General features: G+C 34.2%; 24 protein-coding genes. 6 read left to right on the top strand and 18 right to left on the bottom strand.

The features are described from left to right. Positions 1-447: 447 nt before the first annotated feature. Together BMY56_RS03240 and BMY56_RS03235 are read left to right on the top strand one after the other, a co-directional pair. On the top strand, positions 448-4,818 hold the full coding sequence (locus BMY56_RS03240) for a hypothetical protein (protein WP_091619773.1): 4,371 nt from the start codon (positions 448-450) through the stop codon (positions 4,816-4,818). 1,351 nt (positions 4,819-6,169) lie between these two features. After that, complete coding sequence (locus BMY56_RS03235; protein WP_091619770.1) at positions 6,170-6,646, top strand: FKBP-type peptidyl-prolyl cis-trans isomerase; 477 nt, start codon at positions 6,170-6,172, stop codon at positions 6,644-6,646. On the opposite strand, the gene BMY56_RS03230 is transcribed toward BMY56_RS03235, so the two are convergent. From BMY56_RS03230 to BMY56_RS03215, 4 genes are all read right to left on the bottom strand, one after another. Continuing rightward, positions 6,639-7,889 carry a hypothetical protein gene (locus BMY56_RS03230; protein WP_091619767.1) on the bottom strand — a complete coding sequence of 417 codons (1,251 nt, stop codon included), beginning with the start codon at positions 7,887-7,889 and terminating at the stop codon, positions 6,639-6,641. The genes BMY56_RS03235 and BMY56_RS03230 overlap by 8 nt on opposite strands. Further along, positions 7,889-8,398 (bottom strand): TlpA family protein disulfide reductase, encoded by a 510-nt coding sequence (locus tag BMY56_RS03225; protein WP_091619764.1) that lies wholly within the window; start codon positions 8,396-8,398, stop codon positions 7,889-7,891. Before BMY56_RS03225 ends, BMY56_RS03230 begins: the two co-directional genes overlap by 1 nt. 16 nt (positions 8,399-8,414) lie before the next feature. Next, the gene (locus BMY56_RS03220) at positions 8,415-9,311 is read right to left on the bottom strand and encodes a 3-keto-disaccharide hydrolase (protein ID WP_091619762.1); all 897 of its coding nucleotides are present in this window, start codon (positions 9,309-9,311) and stop codon (positions 8,415-8,417) included. Positions 9,312-9,477: 166 nt separating this feature from the next. Continuing rightward, positions 9,478-9,906: an FKBP-type peptidyl-prolyl cis-trans isomerase gene (locus BMY56_RS03215; protein WP_091619759.1), complete on the bottom strand. Its 429-nt coding sequence runs from the start codon at positions 9,904-9,906 to the stop codon at positions 9,478-9,480. 265 nt (positions 9,907-10,171) lie between these two features. Here BMY56_RS03215 and BMY56_RS03210 point away from each other — a divergent pair, with 265 nt between their 5' ends. Beyond that, a complete protein-coding gene (locus BMY56_RS03210; protein WP_091619757.1) occupies positions 10,172-11,680 on the top strand; it encodes a TolB family protein in 1,509 nt (502 codons plus the stop codon). A gap of 18 nt (positions 11,681-11,698) precedes the next feature. On the opposite strand, the gene BMY56_RS03205 is transcribed toward BMY56_RS03210, so the two are convergent. The 3 genes from BMY56_RS03205 to BMY56_RS03195 form a co-directional block, all read right to left on the bottom strand. Beyond that, positions 11,699-12,247 carry a DUF4251 domain-containing protein gene (locus BMY56_RS03205; RefSeq protein WP_091619754.1) on the bottom strand — a complete coding sequence of 183 codons (549 nt, stop codon included), beginning with the start codon at positions 12,245-12,247 and terminating at the stop codon, positions 11,699-11,701. 60 nt (positions 12,248-12,307) lie between these two features. Further along, on the bottom strand, positions 12,308-12,577 hold the full coding sequence (locus tag BMY56_RS03200) for a hypothetical protein (RefSeq protein ID WP_091619752.1): 270 nt from the start codon (positions 12,575-12,577) through the stop codon (positions 12,308-12,310). A gap of 113 nt (positions 12,578-12,690) precedes the next feature. Further along, positions 12,691-13,008 (bottom strand): hypothetical protein, encoded by a 318-nt coding sequence (locus BMY56_RS03195; protein WP_091619749.1) that lies wholly within the window; start codon positions 13,006-13,008, stop codon positions 12,691-12,693. Positions 13,009-13,240: 232 nt separating this feature from the next. Here BMY56_RS03195 and BMY56_RS03190 point away from each other — a divergent pair, with 232 nt between their 5' ends. Then, positions 13,241-13,543: an HPF/RaiA family ribosome-associated protein gene (locus tag BMY56_RS03190; RefSeq protein WP_091619746.1), complete on the top strand. Its 303-nt coding sequence runs from the start codon at positions 13,241-13,243 to the stop codon at positions 13,541-13,543. Positions 13,544-13,561: 18 nt separating this feature from the next. Here BMY56_RS03190 and BMY56_RS03185 read toward each other — a convergent pair whose 3' ends face one another. Then, entirely contained in the window at positions 13,562-13,903 is a 342-nt protein-coding gene (locus tag BMY56_RS03185; protein ID WP_091619743.1) for a hypothetical protein, read from the bottom strand. A gap of 395 nt (positions 13,904-14,298) precedes the next feature. Here BMY56_RS03185 and BMY56_RS03180 point away from each other — a divergent pair, with 395 nt between their 5' ends. Further along, positions 14,299-15,237 (top strand): TerC family protein, encoded by a 939-nt coding sequence (locus BMY56_RS03180; RefSeq protein ID WP_091619740.1) that lies wholly within the window; start codon positions 14,299-14,301, stop codon positions 15,235-15,237. Between the two features lie 8 nt (positions 15,238-15,245). Here the strand turns inward: BMY56_RS03180 and BMY56_RS03175 are convergent, their stop codons facing one another. The 10 genes from BMY56_RS03175 to BMY56_RS03130 all read right to left on the bottom strand — a co-directional run bounded on the left by BMY56_RS03175 (position 15,246) and on the right by BMY56_RS03130 (position 24,403). Beyond that, positions 15,246-15,500, bottom strand: a complete 255-nt coding sequence (locus BMY56_RS03175; protein WP_091619738.1) for an acyl carrier protein — start codon at positions 15,498-15,500, stop codon at positions 15,246-15,248. Positions 15,501-15,555: 55 nt separating this feature from the next. After that, a complete protein-coding gene (locus BMY56_RS03170) occupies positions 15,556-16,830 on the bottom strand; it encodes a beta-ketoacyl-[acyl-carrier-protein] synthase family protein (RefSeq protein ID WP_091619735.1) in 1,275 nt (424 codons plus the stop codon). Further along, the gene (locus BMY56_RS03165; protein ID WP_091619731.1) at positions 16,823-17,275 is read right to left on the bottom strand and encodes a 3-hydroxyacyl-ACP dehydratase FabZ family protein; all 453 of its coding nucleotides are present in this window, start codon (positions 17,273-17,275) and stop codon (positions 16,823-16,825) included. Before BMY56_RS03165 ends, BMY56_RS03170 begins: the two co-directional genes overlap by 8 nt. Before the next feature lie 10 nt (positions 17,276-17,285). After that, the gene (locus tag BMY56_RS03160) at positions 17,286-18,068 is read right to left on the bottom strand and encodes an SDR family oxidoreductase (RefSeq protein ID WP_091619728.1); all 783 of its coding nucleotides are present in this window, start codon (positions 18,066-18,068) and stop codon (positions 17,286-17,288) included. Positions 18,069-18,089: 21 nt separating this feature from the next. Continuing rightward, the gene (locus BMY56_RS03155) at positions 18,090-19,145 is read right to left on the bottom strand and encodes a type III polyketide synthase (RefSeq protein WP_091619726.1); all 1,056 of its coding nucleotides are present in this window, start codon (positions 19,143-19,145) and stop codon (positions 18,090-18,092) included. A gap of 23 nt (positions 19,146-19,168) precedes the next feature. Further along, complete coding sequence (locus BMY56_RS03150) at positions 19,169-19,876, bottom strand: methyltransferase domain-containing protein (RefSeq protein WP_091619723.1); 708 nt, start codon at positions 19,874-19,876, stop codon at positions 19,169-19,171. Beyond that, positions 19,876-21,000 carry an NAD(P)/FAD-dependent oxidoreductase gene (locus BMY56_RS03145; RefSeq protein WP_317040590.1) on the bottom strand — a complete coding sequence of 375 codons (1,125 nt, stop codon included), beginning with the start codon at positions 20,998-21,000 and terminating at the stop codon, positions 19,876-19,878. Before BMY56_RS03145 ends, BMY56_RS03150 begins: the two co-directional genes overlap by 1 nt. 77 nt (positions 21,001-21,077) lie before the next feature. Next, a complete protein-coding gene (locus BMY56_RS03140) occupies positions 21,078-21,770 on the bottom strand; it encodes a YiaD family glycine zipper/OmpA-like lipoprotein (protein ID WP_091619720.1) in 693 nt (230 codons plus the stop codon). A gap of 29 nt (positions 21,771-21,799) precedes the next feature. Continuing rightward, on the bottom strand, positions 21,800-22,279 hold the full coding sequence (locus BMY56_RS03135; protein WP_091619718.1) for a lipocalin family protein: 480 nt from the start codon (positions 22,277-22,279) through the stop codon (positions 21,800-21,802). Positions 22,280-22,426: 147 nt separating this feature from the next. Then, entirely contained in the window at positions 22,427-24,403 is a 1,977-nt protein-coding gene (locus BMY56_RS03130) for an alpha-ketoacid dehydrogenase subunit alpha/beta (RefSeq protein WP_091619716.1), read from the bottom strand. 120 nt (positions 24,404-24,523) lie between these two features. On the opposite strand from BMY56_RS03130, the gene BMY56_RS03125 reads away from it, so the two are divergent. Further along, entirely contained in the window at positions 24,524-25,474 is a 951-nt protein-coding gene (locus tag BMY56_RS03125; RefSeq protein ID WP_091619714.1) for an isopenicillin N synthase family dioxygenase, read from the top strand. Positions 25,475-25,528 lie beyond the last annotated feature (54 nt).

Raw genomic sequence — 25,528 nt, 5'->3', positions numbered from 1 at the left:
CTGTATTATGGGTAATATACTTATGACTCAAAATATTCTATAATGTTCCGCGTTATGACACGTTGCTTGGGTACAACATAAAAATATAAGGTCTGGGAGACCATATATTTTTTGAGCGGTTTGGTGCGCCTGGGTATTTGGCACTGCACTTTCTTTAAATTTTACTTATAAATACTTCTTCTGAAAAGGTAATGAAATCGAAGAATAAGATTAGGCGCTAGCCAAATCTCATTCTAGGTTCATGAATACCTTAAAAAACAATAAGTAAGCTATGAATAAACACTTATTAACTGACCGACGGCAGGAGGGAAGGCAATGTGTGTGGAATGGTATTTTACTACATATTTAATTTGACTACGGAAAACCGTAAATAACTACTTGTTAAAATTATCTATATTGTAGTTGGCTTATGAGCTAGTTCCTAGCTACAAATTTTACTTTTAAAATATGCAAAAACCACCTGTTTCTGATAGAATTCTTACTGTTTTGCATCAAGATTATGCCAAACCATTTTCAAAGAAATTTGATTTAAAAAGGACTGCAAAAGAATTTGGAGAAGATGTTACTGAAAAAGAAGAAGAAGTTTTAAAATTTATTGCCATTTGCAATCAATATAATATTGAAATACAGAAAAACATTGTTGATGCTTTTACCAGATTAAATCTAACGAAAATTGAAACTATAGACTTTTGCCATAGAGCTATTAATAAACACCTAATAGAGATTAAGCCTAAAATATTATCGCAGTATATCAAAGAAAATGATGCGTCAACCGTCGGAAATATAGAGTTTTCAAAGTTCAAACAAGAAAATGGAAGTGAAATCAATATTCAGCAAATTATTGAAATAGGTGGGGATATTTTAGGTTTCTTAATTTCTTTGATTAATGATTGGAAATTTTCTAAAAATTTGTTTGCTCCGTCTATTAATCCTTCCGATGATGAATTTGGGAAATACTTTAGCTATATATGGTTTAATACAAATGTCTTATTGAATCTTGAATCATCATATGAGATTTTACTTTTCGAAAATGGAGATTTTGAATCAAATCCAAATTTTGATGAATTTAAAATTACGACAAACCTAAAACTAATTAAATTACTTACGCAAGCAGCCGACATAAGAACACACAGTAATTTAAATGAAACTTCGTATTACTTAAGTGGTATTTATAACAAAGTTCACAAGGATAAAATTGGAGCTAAATCTTTATCAATTAAAAATGGGTTTTTGAACATTACCAAAGGTACTGTTAAAGAGAGTTCTATAAAGTTATCTGCAGATGCAAACGTCTTTATAAGATTTTATCATTTCCAAGAAGAAAAAATAAAGCATTTCAATGGTTTGACATTAATGGATATAAATGAAGTTTTAATATTAATAGTTGGCTTCATTAATTTAATATCTGAAAAATTAAGTACAAATGGTACTTTGTCCATTTACGATACCCCGTCACGAATTAATGAAAAGGATTTAATTGAATTTTTGATTGAATGTACAGATTATGAAAGAGAAACCCTTGAAAAAATAATTTCTGCCATAACCTCCAATGACAAAAAACCTTACTTATGGAGAAAGCCTTTTTATAAAATCGATAAAACTTTATATTTCTGTTTAGTAACATTAAATGCCCCTAATTATTCTTTGCTGGTAGAAGAATTAATTTATTCAGCCGGTTATTCAATCAGAGATAGCGAAAACCTTCTAAAAAGATTTATCGAAAAGGAGTTAAAACTAGAAAGAATAAAATATTCTTTCTCTAAAGTTGATTTAAGCACAATAGTTAGTGATTCAATCGATTTAACTAACAATTTGCTCTACGAATTAAAAGATTATTATATACTAATTGAACCGATATGCTACAACCATCCTATAGAGTCTGAAGAAATCGATGATGTAATAAAATTAATAGGTGATAGGGCTTATGATTTAGCAGGTAAAACTGCATTTTTAAACTCTAGGATAAATGATAAAGGAATAATTCCAATTATGATTTCAAATCATAATGCTCTTAGCTCTTTGCGCATTAACAATATAACCACTTTTGATTTTCACTTATTTAAAAATTATTTTTTTACCGGAGAATTTAGAAATGTCCAAATTGCTATCAATAAAAATAAGAAAATAGAGAAGGAAATATCCAGAATAGAATATTATTCAGATGAAAATGAATTTAACTCGAACTTCATTAATTTTTTAACATCTCCAATACCAATTGTATCAATTTTTCAAAAAATGGTTTGGAAAGAAATCCAAGTTACCCCTGATGACATTAATATAAAAATAACTATTGACACAATAGACCAAATTGAGAGTAGTCATGATATCTACAATAGATTAAGAGTTTTAGATAACGCTCTTAACAACAAATATTATTATGACCATGATAAAAGAAAAAATGAACTATATGACGACTCTATTGCATACTCTCTAAACAATATTTTAATGTCTATCGCTTACGGAGATTATGAGCTATCTAAATCTAAAATTGAATTATATACAATCATTAAAAAAGCAAAAATTGAGGGGTTTAGCCATATGATTTATGCTTTAACGAATGCATTTTCAAAAGTTTCTTACACTAAGATTAAAAAGGATAAATCATTCAAATTTGTTGAATTTGAATTCGATGAGATTTTTCCATTACTTGACAAAATATTTAAAAAGAGACATAATGAAATTCGATTATTCGATTTTACAATAGAAGAGAATCTTTTTACCAAAATTGAAGAAAAAAAACTGATATCCTCAGCTTTAAACGTATTATCAATTCTTGGTCCAAAAAGTTTAGCTGATGGAGATTTCGAAACTATGTTTATGCAAATTTCTATTGTTAAAGCCTTTAAAAAGAAATATGCTTTAGATTATGAGTTCTACTCAGTATGTTATAACATGGTAGATTCATTAAACTTCAATGGTAAATTTCAACGTGCAAGAAATTTTAGTGAAGAGATTTTAGTGATTTCCAAAGAAGAGAAAAAACATCATTATGGCTGGGGTATATTGTTTAAGTGTTTTACTTATCAAAAGAATAATTTTGAGGCTGTAATCTATGGGGCATTGTATTATACTGCCCTCATAAGGTTTGCTAATTTCAAATATTCAATTATTACAGATTCCTTATACAATGCCTTGAAATTCTTCAGGGAATTTCACTTGCCCAAAATGATGGATTCAGTAAACGAAATATTAGACGAGATAAAACTTAAAAAATATGACGAGCAAAAGTTTAAGCTTAGTTATTTTTTAGGAAGGTTTCAGAATTTAAGGGCTAATACAGATATTATTGATGAGTCCTTAAATTATTTACAAAATAATTTACCTCAAATCATTTCTTTTAAAGAAAAAGGTATTTTGCCTTGGCTAAATTATCTGTACAACATAAAAAGATACAAAGACTTAGGCGAGAAAGAGTTCGATAAGCCAATTGAAAATACTATAAAAAGCCTTGAAAGCGAAGTAAAAAGTGACAGCTATAAATCAATTAAGCAACGTCACTTTGGAAATATAAAAGAAAATAAGAGAGGTTTAATAAGTTTACTTAAAAGCGTTTTTGAAACAAACACATCGAATGATTTTGAATTTGAAATAAAACATTTAGAACTTCCTGTAAAGCTTTTGCTCACAGAAGCTGTTAAACAAAATGATATTGAAAGCATACTACTTTCTGGTTTAGTTATTAACGATAACACATTAACTTATGATGACAAATATTTTGAATATAATACAATTACAAGAGCTACGATAGATGTTAATACTGAAATAAAACAAAGATTAGAAAATTATTATGATTTTATAATAGAAAACCTAAAGCTAAAACATAATCAAGTTTTTATATGGGTTTTTAGTCATGATAAAACTTTGTACTCCATAGTTATTACTCATGATAATAAAGTAATGTTAAAAGAGTTGTCCAATTGGGATTACTCCAAAATGCGAAAATGGATTAAACATAAAGAAAATTTCTTCTTTGATTCAAAAAAATATTTTGACCTTGGAGAGCAAGAAAGTGAATATCAAAACACCTTAGATACCCTTTCTTTTTTTGACTTAGAACTTGAAGTTGATTATGATGAAATATTATTCTCAAGTAGTCTTGATTTAACGCAATTTCCATCCAATCTAATAATTAATAACAAAGACTTTATAAGTTCAAATGTACCTGTAACAAATATTATATCCGTTGAATGGTTTATTAAAAATGGAAATGAATATTGTTTGCCAAGTAATTTTTCTTCAACCGCTTGGATACCCATTGAAGATGGAGATATTCCAATAAATTCTAGTTTTAGTAAACTCAAACCTATTTTAGATAATAACGGCACCAAAATAATTGAATCGAGAAACCTAAGTCACTATATTGATACAGATGTGAATATTTTTCTTGCTCACGGAGAAATTGGATTTAATAATTTCAGAGCCATTTATACTAATCATAGTTCTGAAAGTGCCGTTTTAGATGTAGACTCGCTATTCGGTAAGGGAGAAATTGCAATTCTATTTATTTGTAATTCAGGTTTAACTAACGAAGATATCTTTGCAAATAGCGTAACGTCTTTATGCTATGATATTTTAAAACTTGGCTATAAAGCGGTAATAGCACCCTTTTGGAGATTGGAAATAACTATTCCTTCATATTGGTTAAACGTGTTTTTTAGCAATTTTAAAGAAGGTTATAAGCTTTCCGCGGCTGTTCATATGGCAAATGCTGAACTAGCAAAATATAAAGAAGAAATATCGAATGCTTTTTTTGTTCCTGAAGGAAGATTAGCGATGCATTTATATGGTAATCCAAATTTAACGGTTAAAAAAGTCTAAACGAATTTTCAATAAAAACAAGGGTTTCTGGCCTAAGAGAATTTTGGTAAAACAATAGGGGAGAGGAGCGTCCATATTTTAGGGATTTAGTAATACTGTTTCTTAAGAGTTTAAATTGTTCAAAAGATTTCAAAACAATGTTAACGAGTTCCAATGTTTCCTAAAATATAGCGAATGAGCCGTTAATTGTTTCCAAAATTATATGCAGCCTTGAATTTTTGTTTCTTTTGTTTCAAGACAAAAGATAATGAAACTCGAAAAAAAAGATTAATAGAAGTTCTATATATAACAAGTGCATAGAATTTTATTTTTCTTAAAATTTATGCTCTTGTGGCAAGTTTACGAGAATCGCTTAAAATTTTTTATTACGTACATTTTGTCGAATACTCGATTTTTAATGAGTGTAAAAAGGTTAGCTTTTATTTTGGCGTTGGCAAGCGTTGGATAATTGTGTTTAAAATACGACGTGAAATTGAAAGTCTAGTAGACTTTTGATTTTTCGTGCGAGTTGATGCGGCTGCGAAGCAATTTGATTTTATAAAACAATCGAGCGCTTGGTAGCGGCTATTTTACATAACCCGTGACAAATAAGATTAGCCAGTGGCTGATTTTGTTTGTTGCCGAGATGATGCGGCGGTATTTTAATGACTATAGTATATGTGAGACGTAAATTAACTTTTACATAATTACTTTGTTATAATCCTCTTACAGGGTTTATAAAGTAACTATGTAAAATAGCACGAAAATGCGCTATTCGTTAATTCACTATTAATGTTCTATAATTTATATTATGTAAAATAGAATATTTATGAGCTCCTATAAACTATTAGTTCATCCCTTCTTTTTCACCAACCTTTTTATTCATCCACAGGATAATTAAAAACGATTGTAAGACAAAAAAAATGCCTCAAATTGAAATCATGAGTACTTTGATATTTAAAGGTAGCCCGCGGTACTTTTAATTAACGATTATTAATCTTTATATCATCCTCACATCAAATTAAAAGCATATTCACTAGAATCACATTAAAAATTATTTTATTTTTATTTCATAAAATAATCAATTTGAACCATAGCCAAAATTTTGTTCTTCTGTCTGAACACAATACCTATTACGTGGAGTATCTTATTGGGCACCTCGTTTTAGCTAACAGTATTACCGAAGCTGTCATATTTGATTCTCAGGTTCAGGCGATAAAATTTCAAAAATACCTCTACAAGCATTGTAGTATTAAGTTTTCAGTAAACACCTTTATTCAATAGCACCTTTGTCAGTTCTTAAAATGGTTAAATAGAACTTAAATTTCTAGCTAGAAATTTTGCTAGATGATATCTTCACCAAAAAATAGTTATGAAATACGCAGTATTCCTTTTTCTTATGACCCTAATGGTGTCGTGTAATTCTAATGATTCTAATACTAATGCTCCGCTTCAAGAACCTTTCGATTATTCTGTGATTAATGAGCAAGATATCAATGCCTACCTAACTACCAATGATTTGGTTTCCTTAAAAACGGAATCTGGCCTACACTACATCATTGAAAATCAAGGTGATGGCGTAAAACCAAATGCTTCTTCTAATGTAACGGTTGCCTACAAAGGATATTTTCTAAATGGTACTGTTTTTGACGAAAGTTCTGCCGAAGGTCTAACTATTGGACTTAACCAGGTTATTGAAGGTTGGACAGAAGGAATCTCCTTATTTAATGAAGGTGGCAACGGAATATTGTTGCTGCCAGCACATTTAGGTTACGGCAGTTTCGATTATAGCACCATACCTGGCGGTTCTGTTTTGGTTTTTGATATCAGCCTTATTTCGGTTAATTAAACGTAAACGCGTCTACTGGCATCTTTGCGGTTTGTATTTTAGACGTTGATGCAGATTGCTCGGTCCAAGCAAAATAAAGGGTTTCTTCAACAATTTCCATTTGAGGGAATCCTGATTTTCGAGAACCATCCAATTCAGCAATAACCTGTTTATTTGAAACAGAACCATCCTTGGAAACAATCATGGTATAGAAAACAGCCATTTTGTCTTTAGATTCCATCCAACTTACTACAGCCTTATCTTGATCCATCCAAAGTACATCTACCCTGCCCATAACCATGCCTTCTGCGATGAGAATAGGTTCTTGAAAATTCGCTCCACCATCGTTTGAAAATACAACGTTTACTTTCGGGTTGTTTTCTGCTCCTGTAAACCAAGCAACGACAACCTCATTGCCCAAAGCCGCTACTTTTGGTCCGTTTACCGGGCATCCTTTTATTTGCCAATGATCTTCATGTATTACTTTAGGTGTTGTCCAGTTTCCATCCACAAAACGAACAATACTGATATCACGAATTTCCTCTTCTGAGCGATCACGATAAATAACAATAGGTCCGTTATCGGTTATAGCCGAAGTGGTCTGGCAACAATCACAGGTACTATCATCAAGTTCATACTCTTGTAATAGCTCACCTGTGGTCGATACTACCCCTGCCCTTAAGGTCATTGCTCCCCGCTCCCCTACTTCATTTTCTTCGGTATTTCTGCCATCGAGCCAATTCACAAAAAAGTTGTCGTTATACGGTTCTACACTGACAAAACCATGTTCTGTTGGTGTACCATCGGTATGTAATGGCATATCGGTTTTCCATTCCGTAGCTCCCTTTGGCTTTACATTCATCTTAATATCATATGAATACGTGCCAGCCGTAGATTTCTTTAATACATGTGACCATAGACTACCATTATTCTCTGTAATCATTGGGTAATCGGCCCAATTCACAAACCAATCGCTACCATTAAATATAGCCTGTGGTTTTTGCCATATGTCATCGACCAATTCTGCATAATACATGGTCTTTAAAGTGTCGCCTGTAGTTTCTACCCAAGAAAGTAGTGCAACGTCTTTATTCGACATTAAATGCGGTAAGGAACTAGATGTGCCTGCCGGAGAAATCATCTCTTGAACTACCGAAACTTTAGTTTCTGGTAGTTCTTGTTTTGTTTCCTGCTTGGCTTCTGGCTTACAACCGATAAAGGTTAAGGCAATAGCTAAGGTATAGAAATAGGATGTTGAGCGCATTACTGTATTTTTCTTAGTTGTTCAATCATTTCTGGACTATCCCACGCCATTCCACCATCAAATCGCAATACCTGCTCCCCCACTTCATTATATACCAAAGTAACGGGTAAGGCATTTATTCTTTGTTCGGCATAAGCACCATTGTACTTAATGTATTTAAAATCGAATCCTCGGGCTTCTTTAAAAACTGATATTTTCTTCAAAGATTGGTCTGAAGCGAATAAAAACACATAGTTCTCTTCCTCTAAAATGCCTTGTAATTTCAATAAATCTGGCATTTCTTCAATACAGGGTCGACACCATGTAGCCCAATAATTTAAGAGTATCCGTTTTCCCTTATAATCGGTCAATTCAACAGGGTTACCGTCTAAATCTTCATATAATGATATTGAGGCTTTTTCTACCTCAATTGTCGTAGATTCAGCTGCTGTTTTTTGTTCTTCTTTTACTTCTTTGCAGCCTAATAGTGATATGCTCAAGACTAAAAAAAGTACAATTCCTTTCTTCATTGGTATTTGTATTTTTCTATTCGTAAATACACGTGGTATTATCTGCTTTTACATAGTAAGACTTATAATTCTTGGCCTTTTCATCCATACAACCACATAGGTTCAGTACTTCTATACTTTTAAAATCGATGGGATGGGTTTCTGCCTGAATCGAGATATACCCTTCTTTTAATGGTTTTCCTTCTACATACGCACTTTCTTTATACCCAGATATGCCGCCGCCGCCAATAGTAGGCGATTTAAATTCTAGAACTACTTCCTTTTCCATAATATGCTGCACAAGGGAATCTCCCAGAACCAAGGCTTCCGCAGTAACCCACTGGTCACCATGGTAGGTTTTTGAGGTGGAGTTGACACAATGTGTGGTAAACAGGCTATCGTTCATAACCACATTGGTGCCCGGTGTACACAAATTGGCCGTTGTACGCTCATTGGTGCCGTCACCGCCCAAAAGTTGATACTCTAAAGAAATTGGAAAATCTTGGTCTAAACCCAACGTTGCAGGTTCTTGACAATGTAACATTAGACCATTATTGCGAAAGGCCCAAGCGGGACCGTTAGTCATTTGCTCCCCAACAAACCGATACGTTGCGCGTAGTTTATAATGTGAGAATTTCTGTTTATAATATAGATGTCCGAAATTTCCATTAAAGGTATCTGTCTTAGCATATCTGACACTTAAAAGGCTATCCTGATATACAAACCTATTGTTATGGTTAACCCCAAGTTCATATCCTGCAAATTTTGGAGTCCAGTCGTCATAATTGGCTCCATTGAATAAAGCGAGCCATTCTTCTTTTTCCGTTTCTTTAGGCTGTTCTGAGCAAGACAGGCAAAATAGAAGCAATAATAGCATTATTGCAGAATGCGCATACGTTTTAAAAATAAAAATAGCATTTTTTAGGATGTTCATATCAGTATATCTTTTTATCTAAATAAGTAGTGATAACTACATATAACATAGTACAATTATAGATCGTCCTCTAATTTATAACATTATACGAACATACCTTAAATTCACCTATCAAAACAAAAAAACCGCCCTATTAAGGGCGGTTTTTTTATAAAATGTATGCTATTTATTTAATCTCAACCAACTCTAACTCAAAAGTTAAATCTTCACCGGCCAAAGGATGATTTGCATCTACTACAATTTCATCTTCTTTTATTTCTGCAACGCGAAGTTGTTTTTCACTACCATCAGCGTTCGTAGCCATAAGTGCCATGTCGACCTCTACTTTCAAATCTTCAGGTAAATCTGATTTTTTTACGGATTGAAAAAGTTCCTTACGCTTTTCGCCATAAGCTTCTTCCTTGGCAATAACGACAGTCTTTTTCTCGCTCGGTTGCATATCAATCAATCCTTTTTCAAAACCAGGAATTAAACTACCTTCTCCTAATTTCACTTCTAAAGGTTCTCTATCTACCGAACTATCAAACACTTGTCCATCACTCAATTTACCGGTGTAATGTACTCGTACTAAATCATCTGCTTTTACTTTGCTCATACTATTAAATTCTACTAGTTAACTTAATTGAGCCTCAAAGGTATTGTTCTTAATACCCAATAACGAATTATAGCGCAAAACCTTCCCTTTTTAGGCTTCCTTTAACGTAAAACATAGTAAACTTGTAGTTAAAACATTAATTTATAATCAATTTCGAATATTTGGTACGTAGCCTTTTTAAGTATTCATAAAGGTCTATATATCAAAACAAAAGAATTAAAGAGTATATTTAAATAGAACTACCAACAAAAAACAACAACTCATCATGAAATCAAATGCACTTTTACTCTCTCTATTATTCATATTGATGACAACCACTTTTCAAGCACAATATAAAATCGGAATTTTTGATGGTGAAACCGCTATCGGGAATCCAAAAGTGAAGGGTTCGTCAACCTTCGATGCTAAAAACCAAACCTACACTTTAACAGGAGCTGGTACTAATATGTGGTTCGGCACCGATGAATTTCAATATTTATGGACGACTATACAAGGAGATTTTATTCTTCGTGCTACCGTAAAATTTAATGGTGCCGGGGCTGACCCTCATCGTAAAACGGGATGGATTATTAAAAATAGCTTAGATACGAATTCTGCTCATGTGAATGCTAGTACACATGGTGACGGACTCACCTCTTTACAGTACCGTAAAACGGTTGGCGGACTTACCGAAGAGCTGAAATCTATAGACGAGTCCCCCACTATTATACAATTAGAAAGACGGGGTACTACATATATTATGTCTACCGCAAAATTTGGTGAAGAGCTTACCTCTGTCGAGCTAACTAATATGGATCTAGACAATGAGGTGTATGTGGGGTTATATGTATGTTCCCATAATCCTAAAGTTTTGGAAAGTGCGACCTTTAGCAATGTACGAATCGTTAAACCGGTAGAGGCAGATTATACTCCCTATCGCAATTATATAGGAAGTAATTTAGAACTGATGGATGTGGAAACCGGACACAGAAAAATTATTCATCATTCCGCTCATTCCATTCAAGCACCTAATTGGACAGTCGATGGTAAAAAATTGATTTACAATTCCAAAGGTCATCTTTATAATTATGAGCTAGAAACGAATACTATTACCCCCCTAAACACTGGTTTTGCTGTTAATAACAATAATGACCACGTACTTTCTTTCGATGGTAAACTTTTAGGTATCAGTAACCACAATCAAAAAGATGATGGCTCTTCTGCTTTATACTACTTACCTACTGAGGGTGATTCGCTACCCAAAATGGTAACAAAACCTGGGGTTGGTGCATCTTACTTTCATGGGTGGTCGCCAAACAATAAAGAGATGCTTTTTACGGGCAACAGAAACGGAGCATATAATATATTCTCGGTCAATATTAAATCAGGAAAAGAAGAACAGCTTACAGATTACCCAACATTAGACGACGGACCTGAATTTAGTGAAAACGGGAAATATATTTACTTTAACTCGGTACGTTCGGGCACCATGCAGCTCTATCGCATGAAAGCAAATGGTAAAAAACAAGAACAACTGACCTTCGACGAATACAACAATTGGTTCCCGCATGTGAGTCCGGATCAAAAATGGATTGTTTTTATTTCCTTTCCCAAGGATATAAATCCGAGTGAGCACCCATTTTACAAGCATTGCATGTTACGTATTATGCCATTTAATGGAGGAGAACCCAAAGTACTTGCCCATATTTATGGTGGTCAAGGAACTATAAATGTGCCCAGTTGGTCACCAGATAGTAAAAGAATTGCTTTCGTAACCAATACTGATAGTTACTAGGAAAAGAATGATATATGGTTACTGCTTTATGTTACTTTCCAAAGCTTCAATAGCGCCTTCATAACGAATAGAATTTCGATTATTAAGGCTCACTACTACAGTAGTAGATTTGCTAGGAAAAATAGCCATTATCACATAATACCTGTCTGATTTGTCGCTGATGTTGAAACTAACAGTGTACTTACCGTTATCGGTATCAAAGGTCTGCTTATAATCTTCGGGGATTCCGTTAAATTCAATTCCGGTTGCCGAGCCATAACCACCGCCAAATTGACGTTCACCATAATAAGGTAAATTGGCTGAAACACTATCTCCAAAAACTTTTAAGTAATTAGGATTTCCGGCCAAATTAATACGTGAAATAGTACTTCCTGGTGGTATAAGTCCTGAATTAGCAATGGCATTCATACTCTGAGTAACCATTGGGTTTGCCCAATCGGCAGTAAACTCAAAAGATCTTGATGAAATTAATGAATGAATTGGGTGGGTATCGCTGATACTGTTTTTAGTAGACGAACAACTAAACAATATACTTAATACGACAAAAGAAGCAACTATTGTTTTCATAGGTCATATGCTATTAATGGTCTTTTAATCAACTAAATCTACGCCAAATTCTCAAAATTATTATTGATATTTATCATCTCCAAATTCGGTATCGACCAATAGGTTTTTTTGAAATTTATCTGTATGAGATTCCTTATAAATTTGCTTAATCTTGCTCAATAATGCTTCGCGCTTTTGTAACCGTGCTGTTTCAAAGTTAGGTTCAAACTGAAACATAATTGGTTCTTCTTCACTTTCAAGATTAACATTTTTAGATGCAAAATTTTGAGAATGAGCAACTTTTACAGAAAATAAAAAGCAGCAAATGGTAAAAACGAAAAAACGTTTCATTTAATTAGTATTAGTGTTCTACTCCTAGAATAACTATTAATAAAATAAGACTGTTGTTTTATGTACTAATTGAAATAATTGATAGGCTACGACCAATTTCACCTGACAAACGATTATTGAACAGATTTTCTAGATTTGTTGGTGTACTCCATAACATCACTTTCAAGTTCTGCTGTTTCCTTAATAAGAAAATTTACCAATTGGTACTGATCCGGCAAAAGTTCATTGGTTAATTTTAAATAGTCTAATAAGGTCTCGTTTGCAGCTGCCAGCTTCCCTATTTTATCTTTCAGATACGCTTTAGTCTCAAAAAGCCCCATAGTCGAAGGTTCATATAAGTAGGAGTCTATACGAGTTTTAAAATATTGAAGCGTATTATAACAACGTTCCAGTTTACCTAAGCATTTAGATTTGTCATGTTCATTTTCCATAGGGCAAGGTTTTAAAATGAAAATGAGGGAAATTTATTTCAAATTAAGATAAGAAATTTGAATATAAACTATGTTTGTTATGGTTTAACTAAACTTTAAAATTTCAACGCTTTCGGTAACGATTTAGAAACAAAACGGTTAGCAATTGATAATACAAATGAGCTTTTTATTTAAGCTTTTTTTTGTTGTCAGGACGATTTGAAATGAGTATCTTAATCTAAACTTTGAACCTATGAATATCAATTTTGAATACGACGATGTGAAAGCCAGCAACCGATTGGAAATTATGGCTGCACAAAAATTAGAAAAATTATTGGATAAGTTTGATTTTATAGTAAGATCCGATGTATTTTTCAAGAAAGAGAATACTTCATCACCTGATACAGGTATGGTATGTAATATACGTTTGAGTGCCCCTGGACCTCGCTTATTTGCTCAATCTTCTACAGGAAGTTTCGAAGCCTCCATAGCTTCATCGGTAGAAGACTTACAAAGACAGTTAGAGAAACGAAAAGCTAAAATGCAATCTCATTAGACTACATTTTAACGAGGTTTAATCTTCAATATTATTATCGGATTTAGTTTCACTTGCGATAACATTTTGAATTTTTTCAGAAAACGGATTGCGCTTTAATTCTTCAATTAAGCGCTTTCTTTTTTTATCGGATATGTCAAGTGAATCCAATATCTCCCTAGTTCGATATTGAAATGCAATTCTACTTTGCTTTAACGCAATACGTTCAGAAACAGATAGTACATAATCGGACTCAAATTGGTTAAGAAGTGTTCTCTTGTTTATTTTAGCATTAATCGAGTCAGCATCTTGTGCAAAAGTAGTGTTCACACCTAAAAGTAGGTATATGAAAACACCACCCAATAAGGTTAGTTTTTTCATTTCAATAGTTGTTCTACTAGAAATGTAACACAATATTTTCGAACTCCAACTTAATCTATTGTTAGTTGTTAATAATCGATAGAACTAAACAGTTTATCGCTTGAAATAATTTACATTTTTTCTTTATATTCTTTCCATAAAATCAGACTTAAATTGGATTTTATATTTGCTATTAGTTTGACAATACTAATTATCAGAAGGCCAAACGTATTATCTAAAATATAATTTTACAGCTTAACCATTTAAAACAATAGTCATATTCTATGGTTAATTTATACATGAAATTTATCTGATAATTGGAAGGTTAAAATTTTGAGTATCAAGTTGTGAACATTTCGATAAAATAAAATTCTAAATGTCAAAATTCAATACCTTTGCACTTCCAAAAAAATGATATGATAGTCTGGATTATTTTTATTGCCTTTGTACTTGTTTTTCTTGCTTTAGACCTTGGTGTGTTCCACAAAAATGACCATGTGATAAAATCAAAAGAAGCGGGCATTTGGACTGCAATTTGGATTACGGTTGCTTTTAGCTTTAGTGGTGTTATCTATTGGTTGTTCAATTTTGGAATAGTTGATAACCCAACCGGACTAACACCTAACAACGCAGTTTTAAAATACATTACAGGGTATTTAATAGAACTTTCTTTAAGTGTAGATAATATTTTTGTCATCGCAGTAATCTTCAGTTCATTCAAGATTCCCCCTTTATATCAGCATAGGGTATTATTTTGGGGAATTCTAGGAGCTATCGTTTTTAGAGCTTTAATGATATTCTTCGGGGTTGCATTGATTACCAAATTTGAATGGATCATTTACATTTTCGGTATTTTCTTATTATATACCGCTTTTAATATGTTGAAAGGTGATGATGACGATTTTGACCCTAAGAACTCATTTGTCTTTAAAATGATTAAAAAAATCTACCCTGTCTCGTCAAACATGAACGGTCATGATTTTTTCGTAAAAAGAATGAATGTCAATGCCGCTACTCCCCTATTCGTAGCGCTTATAGTAATAGAATTAACCGATATTCTATTTGCTTTAGATAGTATACCAGCCATATTAGCGATTACCGCAGACCCTTTTATCGTATTTTCCTCAAATATTTTGGCGATTTTAGGTTTACGATCAATGTATTTCTTAGTCTCACGAATGTTGGAGAAATTTAGATATATCAACTATAGTCTCGTTGTGATACTAGCTTTTGTGGGATTAAAAATGCTTTTCTCTCATTATATAGAATTACCAGAGTGGGTTTCTCTTGCCGTAATATCAGTAGCCTTGGCATCGGGAGTGTTAGCTTCGATGTTTATTAAAGAAAGAGAATAAGGAAGTTCTTATTTACTTTTCAATTTAGTATCGATAATTGCCATGGCATCGTTTACGGTTTGCATTTGGTCCATATCATCGTTTTCTAAGCGAATATCAAAAGCATCCTCAACATCTAGAACAATGTCTACTAGGTTAGCGGAATTGATATTTAAATCATTCATGAAATGACTATTCTGCTCAACATCTGTAACAGTTACATCTTCAGGTAGGTATATTTTTATAATATCCTTCAATTTATTATATTTCTCTTCTTCTAACATCTTTATATAATTTTATACCAAAAGGTATTTTATTTTAATTGAGTTCCTTACAAAATTATTCAGAATAGGCTTTAAAAATAACACAAGCATTAACATCGCCAAACCCAAAACTTGCTTTTGCTATTATTTTAGGGATATGGTTCATTGTTTTTAACGGAATACAATTTTCTGAAATTAACGATTGTATTTGAGTATGAATATCGGCACAATTTACATTCTTGAACACCACTTTTTCTTGAAATTGTAAAATAGTGGCTACACTCTCAATACTACCCGCTGCTGCTAAACAATGTCCTATAGATCCTTTAAAAGAATTGATGTAAGGAAAATCTTTTCCTGAACGATTCAAAGCGATGCTCCAATTCTCAATTTCCAATACGTCTTTAGCGGTAGCGGTTAAATGACCATTTATCACATCTACTTCAGATGCTTCAATTCCAGAATTAAGAATGGAATTACGAATACAACGCTGAACGGCAATACTGTTAGGTGCTGTCATAGAACCTTCTCCTAATTGGCCGCCACTATTAATTTCTCCGCCTAAAACTTCGGCATAAATATGCGCACCTCTTTTTTGTGCGCTTTCTAAGGATTCCAAAACAAGGGCTCCTGCCCCACTTCCCGGAATAAATCCGCAAGCCGATGCACTCATGGGTCTACTGGCTTGCGAAGGATTATCGTTATATGCTCTTGGTAAAATGCGCATAGCATCAAATCCACCCCATACATACGGACCGCTATCACTACAGCTTCCTGTTAGTATAATCTCGGCTTTACCTTGACTAATTCGGTCGTAAGCCATAATAATACCTTCTGTACCCGTTGTGCAAGCAGCAGAATTCGTAGTCACTTGATTACCACAACCTAACAAGCCGCCTAAATAAGCGCTAATACCACTGGCCATCGTTTGTATGACCGAGGTACTGCCCAATCTTCGAACGTTACCTTCATCTATAAGGTGAATGGCTTCCCTAAACTTATCTACGCCCAATATACCAGTACCGAAAAGTATACCTCGGTCCCAGCTAGGTTCTTCTGTCTCGTTTTTTTCTAAACCAGCATCTTTCCAAGCATCTACTCCGGCTATTACACCGTATACGATGCCTGTAGCATTTAATCCTCTTCTTTCTAGCGGTGTAAAATAATTATCTATAAGATTATCTTTCACCAAGGGTTCACCGGCAATTTGACAACCGAATCCTAATTTTTCTAAAATAGGTTGATGTCGAATACCACTTTTACCTTCTAACAGCGATTGAGTGAAATCGGTAAGACCTACACCATTTGGCGCACAAACCCCTAAACCTGTTATAACTACACGTCTACTCATTATGTACGCCCATCATGCCTGCCAATGTACCTTTACAGACCAGTTTACCTTCTTCATTAAACATTTTAACGTTGCATTTTAATTTATGGAACCTAAAGTAACTAAGTTCTGAGGTAACCCGAACCCTTTCTCCCGGAAAAACCGGTAGTAAAAACTCCATTTGAGAACTACTCATTCCTATTTTTAAGTCCTCTATCTTACGATCTTCCCCCAAAAGATAAATTCCCAAACTGACCAGACCTATTTGTGCACAGCACTCTGTTAAGAGTACTCCTGGGGTAACTGGGTTATTCTTAAAGTGACCCTCATAAAATGCAGCATCAGGTTTAAACGTATACGTTCCTTCAGCACTTTTCTCATTTACTTTTAAAATCTCATCAACAAACAGAAAAGGCTCCGAATATGGCAATCTATTCACTATCCACTGAAATGGTTTTCTTATCATCGATTATTTCTTAAATCAAACTTTCTCCTCCATCTACTTTGATTACGGTACCAGTAATCCACTTTGCTTCATCGGTGGTTAGCAAATAAACCGCATTTGCCACATCATCAGGGGTTGTTAATCGATTGTTCGGATTCCGTTTCAATGCATTTGCTTTAATCTGCTCATAGCCCGGAATCATAGATAAAGATTTGGTCATCGTAATACCTGCTTGTATACAATTCGCTTTTATACCGATTGGTGCAAATTCCAGAGCAATACTTCGGGTCAATGCCTCTAACGCCACTTTAGCTACAGAAACTGCGCTATAATTTGGTAAAGCTTTGGTATTACCCTCACTTGTAAACGAAATTATTCTAGTATCTGAGGCAAATAACTTTGCAGCGACCAATGCCTTTGTCCAATCATATAAACTCAATGCCATGGCATCGAATGTTATTCTGAAATCAGTATCGGTAAGGGTTGAATTACTTTCGGAATACATTGGCTTCAATGCTCCCTTTGCAACACTATGTACCAAAACTTTAATTTGATGCCCTTTTGGTAATTGGTGTTCTATATCGGAGATGATAACTGGACGCTTTTCTGCATTTAAAGCATCGGCATTCAATGTTATCAGTTGATTTCCAAATACACGAATCTCGTCAAAGGCATTTTCAATAGTATCCATATCAGAACGTCTATCTCGATGAACGATTATGATGTGATAACCATGACTTGCTAATTTCTTCGCTGTAGCCAAACCAAGTCCGCTACTACCGCCTAAAATTAATGCCCAAAAATTAGTTTTCATGCTTCTAATTACTTTAATAAACTACCATTCGATAAGAACGCGCTGCGCCGAAAAACCAGGACCAAAACTTAAAATGAGTCCTTGTTCATCTGTGGGTATATCTTTTTCCAAAAAACGCTCTAAAACGTAAAGAACAGTTGCGCTACTCATATTACCATAAAGTCTTAAAACTTCGCGGGTATCATCAATATTCTTTCCTAAAGCACCAAATAATGATTCTACGGTTTGTACTATTTTTTTTCCTCCAGGATGAAAAATCAGATGGTCGACTTTATGAATATCACTTCCATATTTTTCCAAGAATGGGTGAACAATGTCCGAAAAATGATTTGTTATTGTTTCTGGCACCGCTGGATCTAGAATCATCTTTAATCCATGATTGGTCAAATCGAAACCCATCATTTGGGTAGCATCTTTAAAGTGGTACATTTCCCCACCAATAATTTTAGGTCCTAAAGCATCTTCCTCAGAAGATAACAATACACAAGCCGCACCATCGCCAAAGATTGCAGCACTTACCATATTGGCCATAGAATAATCATTGAGTTGAAAGGTTGCAGTGGGACTCTCTACGGATACCAAAGCTATTCTTTTCCCAGGATTAGATTTAAGGAAATTATGTGCGTAGATGAGTCCCGACACCCCAGCAGCACAACCCATTTCAGTCACAGGCAGCCGAACGATATCTTGACGCATACCCAGCTCATTAATTAAATAGGCATCTAATGATGGTATCATGATACCCGTACAACTTACCGTTATGATATAATCGATGGAATCTGCTTGCCAGCTACTCTTTTGAAGAGCGTTTCGCAGCACATTTGCTCCCATACGTTTCGCCTCCCTAACATAAATTTTATTTTTATCTTCAAAAGTGGTGGCAACAAATACTTCTTCTGGAGGCATAATCGAATATCGCTTGTCTACGGCGGCACCTTCAAAAATCTTAATGACCTTACGTGTAAAGCGTTCTTCCTGACCGCTTAACCAAAATTCAACTAATGGCAGTATATCCTTGGTATATCTAAAATACTCAGGTAATTCTTTGGTAACACTAACAATTCTTGTTTGATTCATAGCTGTTCTTAATCTTCAATCTACTACTTCTTTTTTAAAACCCATACATATCTAAAGGCCCATTTCCATTCAATTTGGTGAGAGGCATTTTTTACTTGAGCTGAATACCCCATTAAGTCTTTCTTTTTAAAGGCTCTTCGTATGGATAACAAACCATCTTTTTTGGCAATTTCTGTTCTAATAAAAAAGAAACTAAACGCCTTGAATAAATAATAAGCGATAGGATTACGCTCTAAATCATTGATAACAACTCCTAAAGAAGCGAGTGAATTAAACTGATTTACGAATTGAACTACACCTTTATCAGTAAAATGATGAAGAGTCAACGTAGTCATGACCACATCAATAGTATATTGGGAGAAATCAGCGGTTAAAATATCGGCTTCTAAATAGGTTATTTCAGGATATTCTGTCGAATAATGGGTCGCTAATTCTAGGCCTTGCTTATTTAGGTCCACGCCTATTAACTTAAGAGGTATATTTCGTTTTCTAGCTTCGAAAGCTAGCTTTCTCAGCATGGTACCTTCTGCGCAACCCATATCTAAAATCGTATACGATTTTTTATTTTCTATCGTAAGCAACTTAAATACAGCATTTAAAGTAATAGTATAACCACCTAACAACCTATTCACCCTATTTATATCTTGTAGAATGATATCCAGTCCTTTGGTAGTACCTGAATAGGTATCCATAATTTCAATTTCAGTACTTCGCTTTGTAAAATCTACCATTAGGATATCAATTCTCCGTGTGTCTTTGTTATAATATATTTTAGCAAGGTTTCCGATTTTCCTACGGTACGAATTGCCATTGAAACCATTGTTTTATTCAATAAAATACGCTGTAATTTTCTACCGAACCATAAACGTTTGCTAAATGTTTTGATCCATATTTTTTTATAATCACTCTCTAACTGATGTCTTTTGTAATTTGAATCATTAAAATATTGCAACACCAATTCAGACGCAATTTTAGCACTATGTATAGCCATGGCCATTCCATTACCACAAAGCGGATGTATTAACCCTGCTGTATCACCACACATAAGCATATGATCAACCACAGTCTCTTTTTTATCAAAGGAAATCTGGGCAATGGTCATTGATTGTTTGAATACCGGTTTGGCATTTGATAAAAACGAATTCAGAAAAGGGTTTTTTGCCACCACCTCGTTATTGAAAGCCGTGATATCTTTATATTTTTTAAAAGTTGCATAATGTGCAAGGTAACAGAAATTGATTGCGCCAGATTCTGTTTTGGAGAGTCCACCGTATCCTCCATCAAAATTATGCAAACCTACAAGTTCATTGGGAAAATCTGGTGATTGATAATGAGCTTTAACAGCCAGCCAAGAGTTCTTTTTTAGGCTGAACTCCCTTTCCATATTTTTATCTAATACAGAACGCTTACCATAGGCCCCTAAAACGATTTTGGAAGTATATATGTTCGTTGTTGTATTAATTGTAAAAATATCATCCTTAAACACTGTTCTAATTACTTTTTCGAAATAGAATAGTACTCCCAATTCCTTGGCACGTTGGTACAGTAAATTATCCAACGCATATCTACTTATCCCAAAACCACCGAGTGGTAATTCGGTTTCAACCAAAAAGCCTTTGTGAGTAGAAATTTGAAATTGTGTGATATCAACAGCCCCGACTGAACTAGGAAAAAGACCTAATCTATTAAAATAAGGCAATATCTCTTTAGACACGTATTCACCACATACCTTATGATGTGGGTATATATTCATTTCAAAAACACCAACATGCTTACCTTCTAAAGCCAAATGAATGGCCGAAGTAAGCCCTGCAAGACCTCCCCCTATAATAAGTATATCGTGTTCTTTCACCATTGGGAAGTTACACCAAAAACAAAAAGCCCTGCAAATGCAGGGCTTTTATTTTAACACAATGCCAAAATAAGTGTCTCTTAATTGGTTTGTTTTTTTGCTTCTTGCTTTAATGACTCGCTAGCAACAATCGCTAATTCAACTCTTCTATTTTTTGCTTTACCTTCTGTAGTTGTATTATCGCCTACTGGTTGAGTTTCACCGTACCATTTAGTATCGAAACGACTTGCATCAATTCCTTTGCTAATTAAGTAATTGGTAACCGACTCTGCTCTTTGTTTAGATAAATTCATGTTATATTCATCAGCACCTGCACTATCAGTATGGCCTTCAACTAAAATATTAGATTGTGGATATTCTTTAAAAATACCCGCTAATTTATCTAAAGTAGTAGCCGATGTACCTTGAACGTTCGACTTATTAGTTGCGAAGTAAACACCTGCATCTTCATTAAAGGTAACATTAATACCTTCACCTACCCTTTTTACTTCTGCACCTGGAATCTCTTCTTCGATACGCTCTGCCTGTCGGTCCATTCTATTGCCTATATAACCACCTGCAGCACCACCAATAGCAGCGCCTAAAATAGCTCCAAGAGCAGTGTTATTACCACTACCAACATTATTACCCAAAACACCGCCTATCACTGCGCCACCGGCAGCACCAATAACAGCACCTTTTTGAGTTTTATTTGCGTTTTTAACCGTACTACAGCTCATTACCATGGCAAGAGCGATTATGTAACTAGTTTTACGTATTATCATTGTTTTCATAAACTTAAATTTAATTTTAAAGTAGGTTATTATTTTTTAGTGAACTCATATACTACGTTCACCGCAGTACCGTCTACCATAACGTTAGATTTCAAAATCATTGCATATTCAGTTAAAGTTTCAATATTTAATCGGTAGCCCGCTCCACCAGAAATATCCTGATTCTTTTCATTGATAAATTTAAACTGTAATTGACTAGTATAATTTTCTTCGCGCTCTACAACAGACCATCTAATGTAGCGGTCTCCACCATTACATAAAGTTGACGGACTAATAGTATATCTACCAGTACTGTTATTGTCACGAAAGAACCATTCACTGCCTTCAAGACAAATATCTTCAACGTCATTAAATAAAACTGCTTTTACATTTCCAGTGTTACCTTCAAAAGCAACATTGTTCAATGTCCATGTGCCGCTTAATAAGTTTCTTTTACCGCGAGCATCTTTTGAAACAGAGCAAGAGGATACTAAAAGAACAATACTAAATAGCCAAATCATTTTTTTCATAAGTAAATTTATTAGGTTTGATTCTATATACGTTAATTGTTAGTTTTTGGATGGATTACTATCCATTATATTCCAATCTATAACGCAAATATCTACCTAAAGTATACGATACTTATGCTCTTTTGAGAATAATGTTAACGGATATGCCTAATAAGCTATAAGTTCTTGTAAAACAGACTCAAATCTAGATTTTGCAAGGTATTGTTGTTCTAATTTTGAATCAAATGGAATTGGAGTCTCCAAACTACCTACTCTACGTATAGGCCCATCTAAATATTCAAAACAATTTTCCATTACTAAAGCTGAAATATCGCTTGCAATACCTCCAAATAAACTATCTTCTTGAAGTATGATAAGTTTACCCGTTTTTTTAACGGAATCATAAACAGCATTAATATCTAAAGGCTGCAAAGTTCGTAAATCTAATAGGTCTGCCTGAATTTCTATATTATTATCTAATGTTTCTAATGCCCAATGAACTCCGGCACCATACGTAACTATGGTAATCGCAGTACCTTCTCGAAGAAGACTAGCCTTACCAAAGGGTAGCGTATAATAATTGACTGGCACTTCTTGATACATACTTCTATATAGGCCCTTATGTTCGAAAAATAGCACAGGGTTAGGATCCTCAATAGCAGTTGCCAGTAAACCTTTAGCATCGTAAGGAAATGCTGGATACACCACTTTAAGTCCTGGGGTTTTAGTAAACCAAGCTTCATTGGTTTGAGAATGAAAAGGACCAGCTGCTACACCACCACCACACGGCATACGTATAACAACGTCAGCTTTTTCTCCCCATCGGTAAAAACTCTTTGCTAAATAATTCACAATAGGATTAAAACCAGTACTGGCAAAGTCGGCAAATTGCATTTCCATTACGGCTTTGGCACCATTAATTGATAACCCCATTGCAGCAGATACTATTGCCGATTCACAAATTGGCGTATTGCGTACACGCTCCTTACCAAAATCTTCAACAAAACCGTCCGTAATTTTAAAAACCCCACCATATTCTGCAACATCTTGGCCCATGATGACAAGGTTGTCAAACTTTTTCATAGATGCTCTTAATCCATCAGAAATCGCATCTATTAAACGTATGTTCTTAGTATGTATACTAGGTGTACTAGCTTTAAAATCAAATTTTTGATATACCTCACTTAACTCTTTACTTTCATTAGGGGTTATCGACTCTTCGGAGTATGCTCTTTTTAAATGTTCATCGATTTCGGCTTGAATTTCAGTTCTAATACCGTCTATAATATCATCTGTAAGTATTTTTTCATTCTTTAGAAAAGACGTGAAATTCTCTAATGGATCCTTCTCTGCCCAAGTATCTAAAAGCTCTTGTGGAACATATTTTGTGCCACTAGCTTCTTCATGCCCCCGCATACGAAAGGTTTTAAATTCAAGTAAAACTGGTCGTGGATTAATTCTCATGTCCTCTACCAATTCCGATACTTTGGTATATACTTCTAAAATGTTATTACCATCGATAATATGGGATTCCATTCCGTAGCCAATTCCTTTATCGGCTAGGTTTTCACATGTAAATTGTTCGTTGGTAGGTGTCGATAATCCGTATCCATTATTTTCAATACAAAACAAAACAGGCAATTCCCACACGGCAGCAACATTTAATGCTTCATGAAAATCACCCTCACTAGTTGCTCCTTCACCCGTAAATACTGCGGTTACCCTTTTTTCATTTCGCAATTTATGCGCAAGGGCAATACCATCTGCAACACCTAACTGTGGTCCCAAATGAGAAATCATTCCTATTATCTTAAATTCTTGTGTACCGAAATGAAAACTTCGGTCGCGCCCTTGGGTAAAGCCGCTTGCCTTACCTTGCCATTGTGTAAAAAGCCGGTATAATGGAATTTCCCTAGTGGTGAACACTCCTAAATTTCTATGCATTGGCAAAATATACTCCTCACTATTCAATGCACTGGTAACCCCTACGGAAATAGCTTCTTGCCCAATACCGCTAAACCATTTAGAGACTTTACCCTGACGCAAAAGAATCAACATCTTCTCCTCTATCATACGAGGCTTAAGCATTGATTTAAAAAGGGTTATCTTAATATTTTCAGCTACTTGAAAATGATTATAATTCATAGAGAGTATATAATTTGCAAATAAAATATAAATGTAACAAAAATGAGTTCATCAACTAACAATTATAACACTGCTTGTAAATCCGCAATAATTATTAATTTTACATAAATTCCATAAAACATGAGCTTGGTACCTAGTGTTGATTTGTCAGATTTTATTTCGGAAGATCCAAAAAGAAAACAAAAGTTTATTAATGAAATTGGCAAGGCCTTTGAAGACATTGGTTTCGTTGCTTTAAGCGGACATTTTCTTTCGGATGAATTGGTTGATTCATTATATGCAGAAATTAAAAAATTTTTCAGTTTACCTGAAGAGATAAAAGATGGTTACCAAATAGAAGGTATTGGTGGTCAACGTGGATATACTTCATTTGGAAAAGAACATGCTAAAGGTAGAAAAGAAGGAGATTTGAAAGAATTTTGGCATTTCGGACAGTATGTAGAAGACAATCCCGAATTAGAGAAAGAGTACCCAGATAATGTTATCGTCAAAGAACTTCCAAAATTTAATCAAGTAGGTAAAGAAACCTATAAAATGCTCGAAAAAACAGCAAAATATGTTTTACGTGCACTGGCATTACATTTAAAACTAGATGAATTCTATTTTGATAATTTTATAAAGAATGGAAATTCAATCTTACGACCAATACACTACCCTCCTATTACATCAGAACCTAAAAATGCAGTTAGGGCCGCAGCTCATGGCGATATCAATTTAATAACTTTATTAATGGGCGCTCATGGTAAAGGTTTACAAGTAAAGAACCATGATGGAGAGTGGGTAGACGCCATTGCCAAGCCTGATCAATTAATGATAAATGTTGGTGATATGCTTTCACGTTTAACCAACAACAAGTTATTATCTACCATACATCAAGTAGTTAACCCGCCAAAAGAACTTTGGGGAACTTCTAGATATTCTGTTCCATTCTTTATGCACCCGGTTAGTGAAATGCCCCTAAATTGTTTAGAGAACTGTATTGATGAGGAGCATCCTAAGTTGTACACCGATATTACCGCAGGTGAATTTTTGCATGAGCGATTGATTGAATTAGGATTGATAAAGAAGTAGTCGGAACCTGAATAATTTAAGTAGGAATTTTCCGTTCTATTTCTTTTAAATAAT

Source organism: Maribacter orientalis (assembly GCF_900109345.1).
GTDB lineage: Bacteria > Bacteroidota > Bacteroidia > Flavobacteriales > Flavobacteriaceae > Maribacter > Maribacter orientalis.
This window is presented reverse-complemented; position numbering and strand designations above follow the sequence as displayed.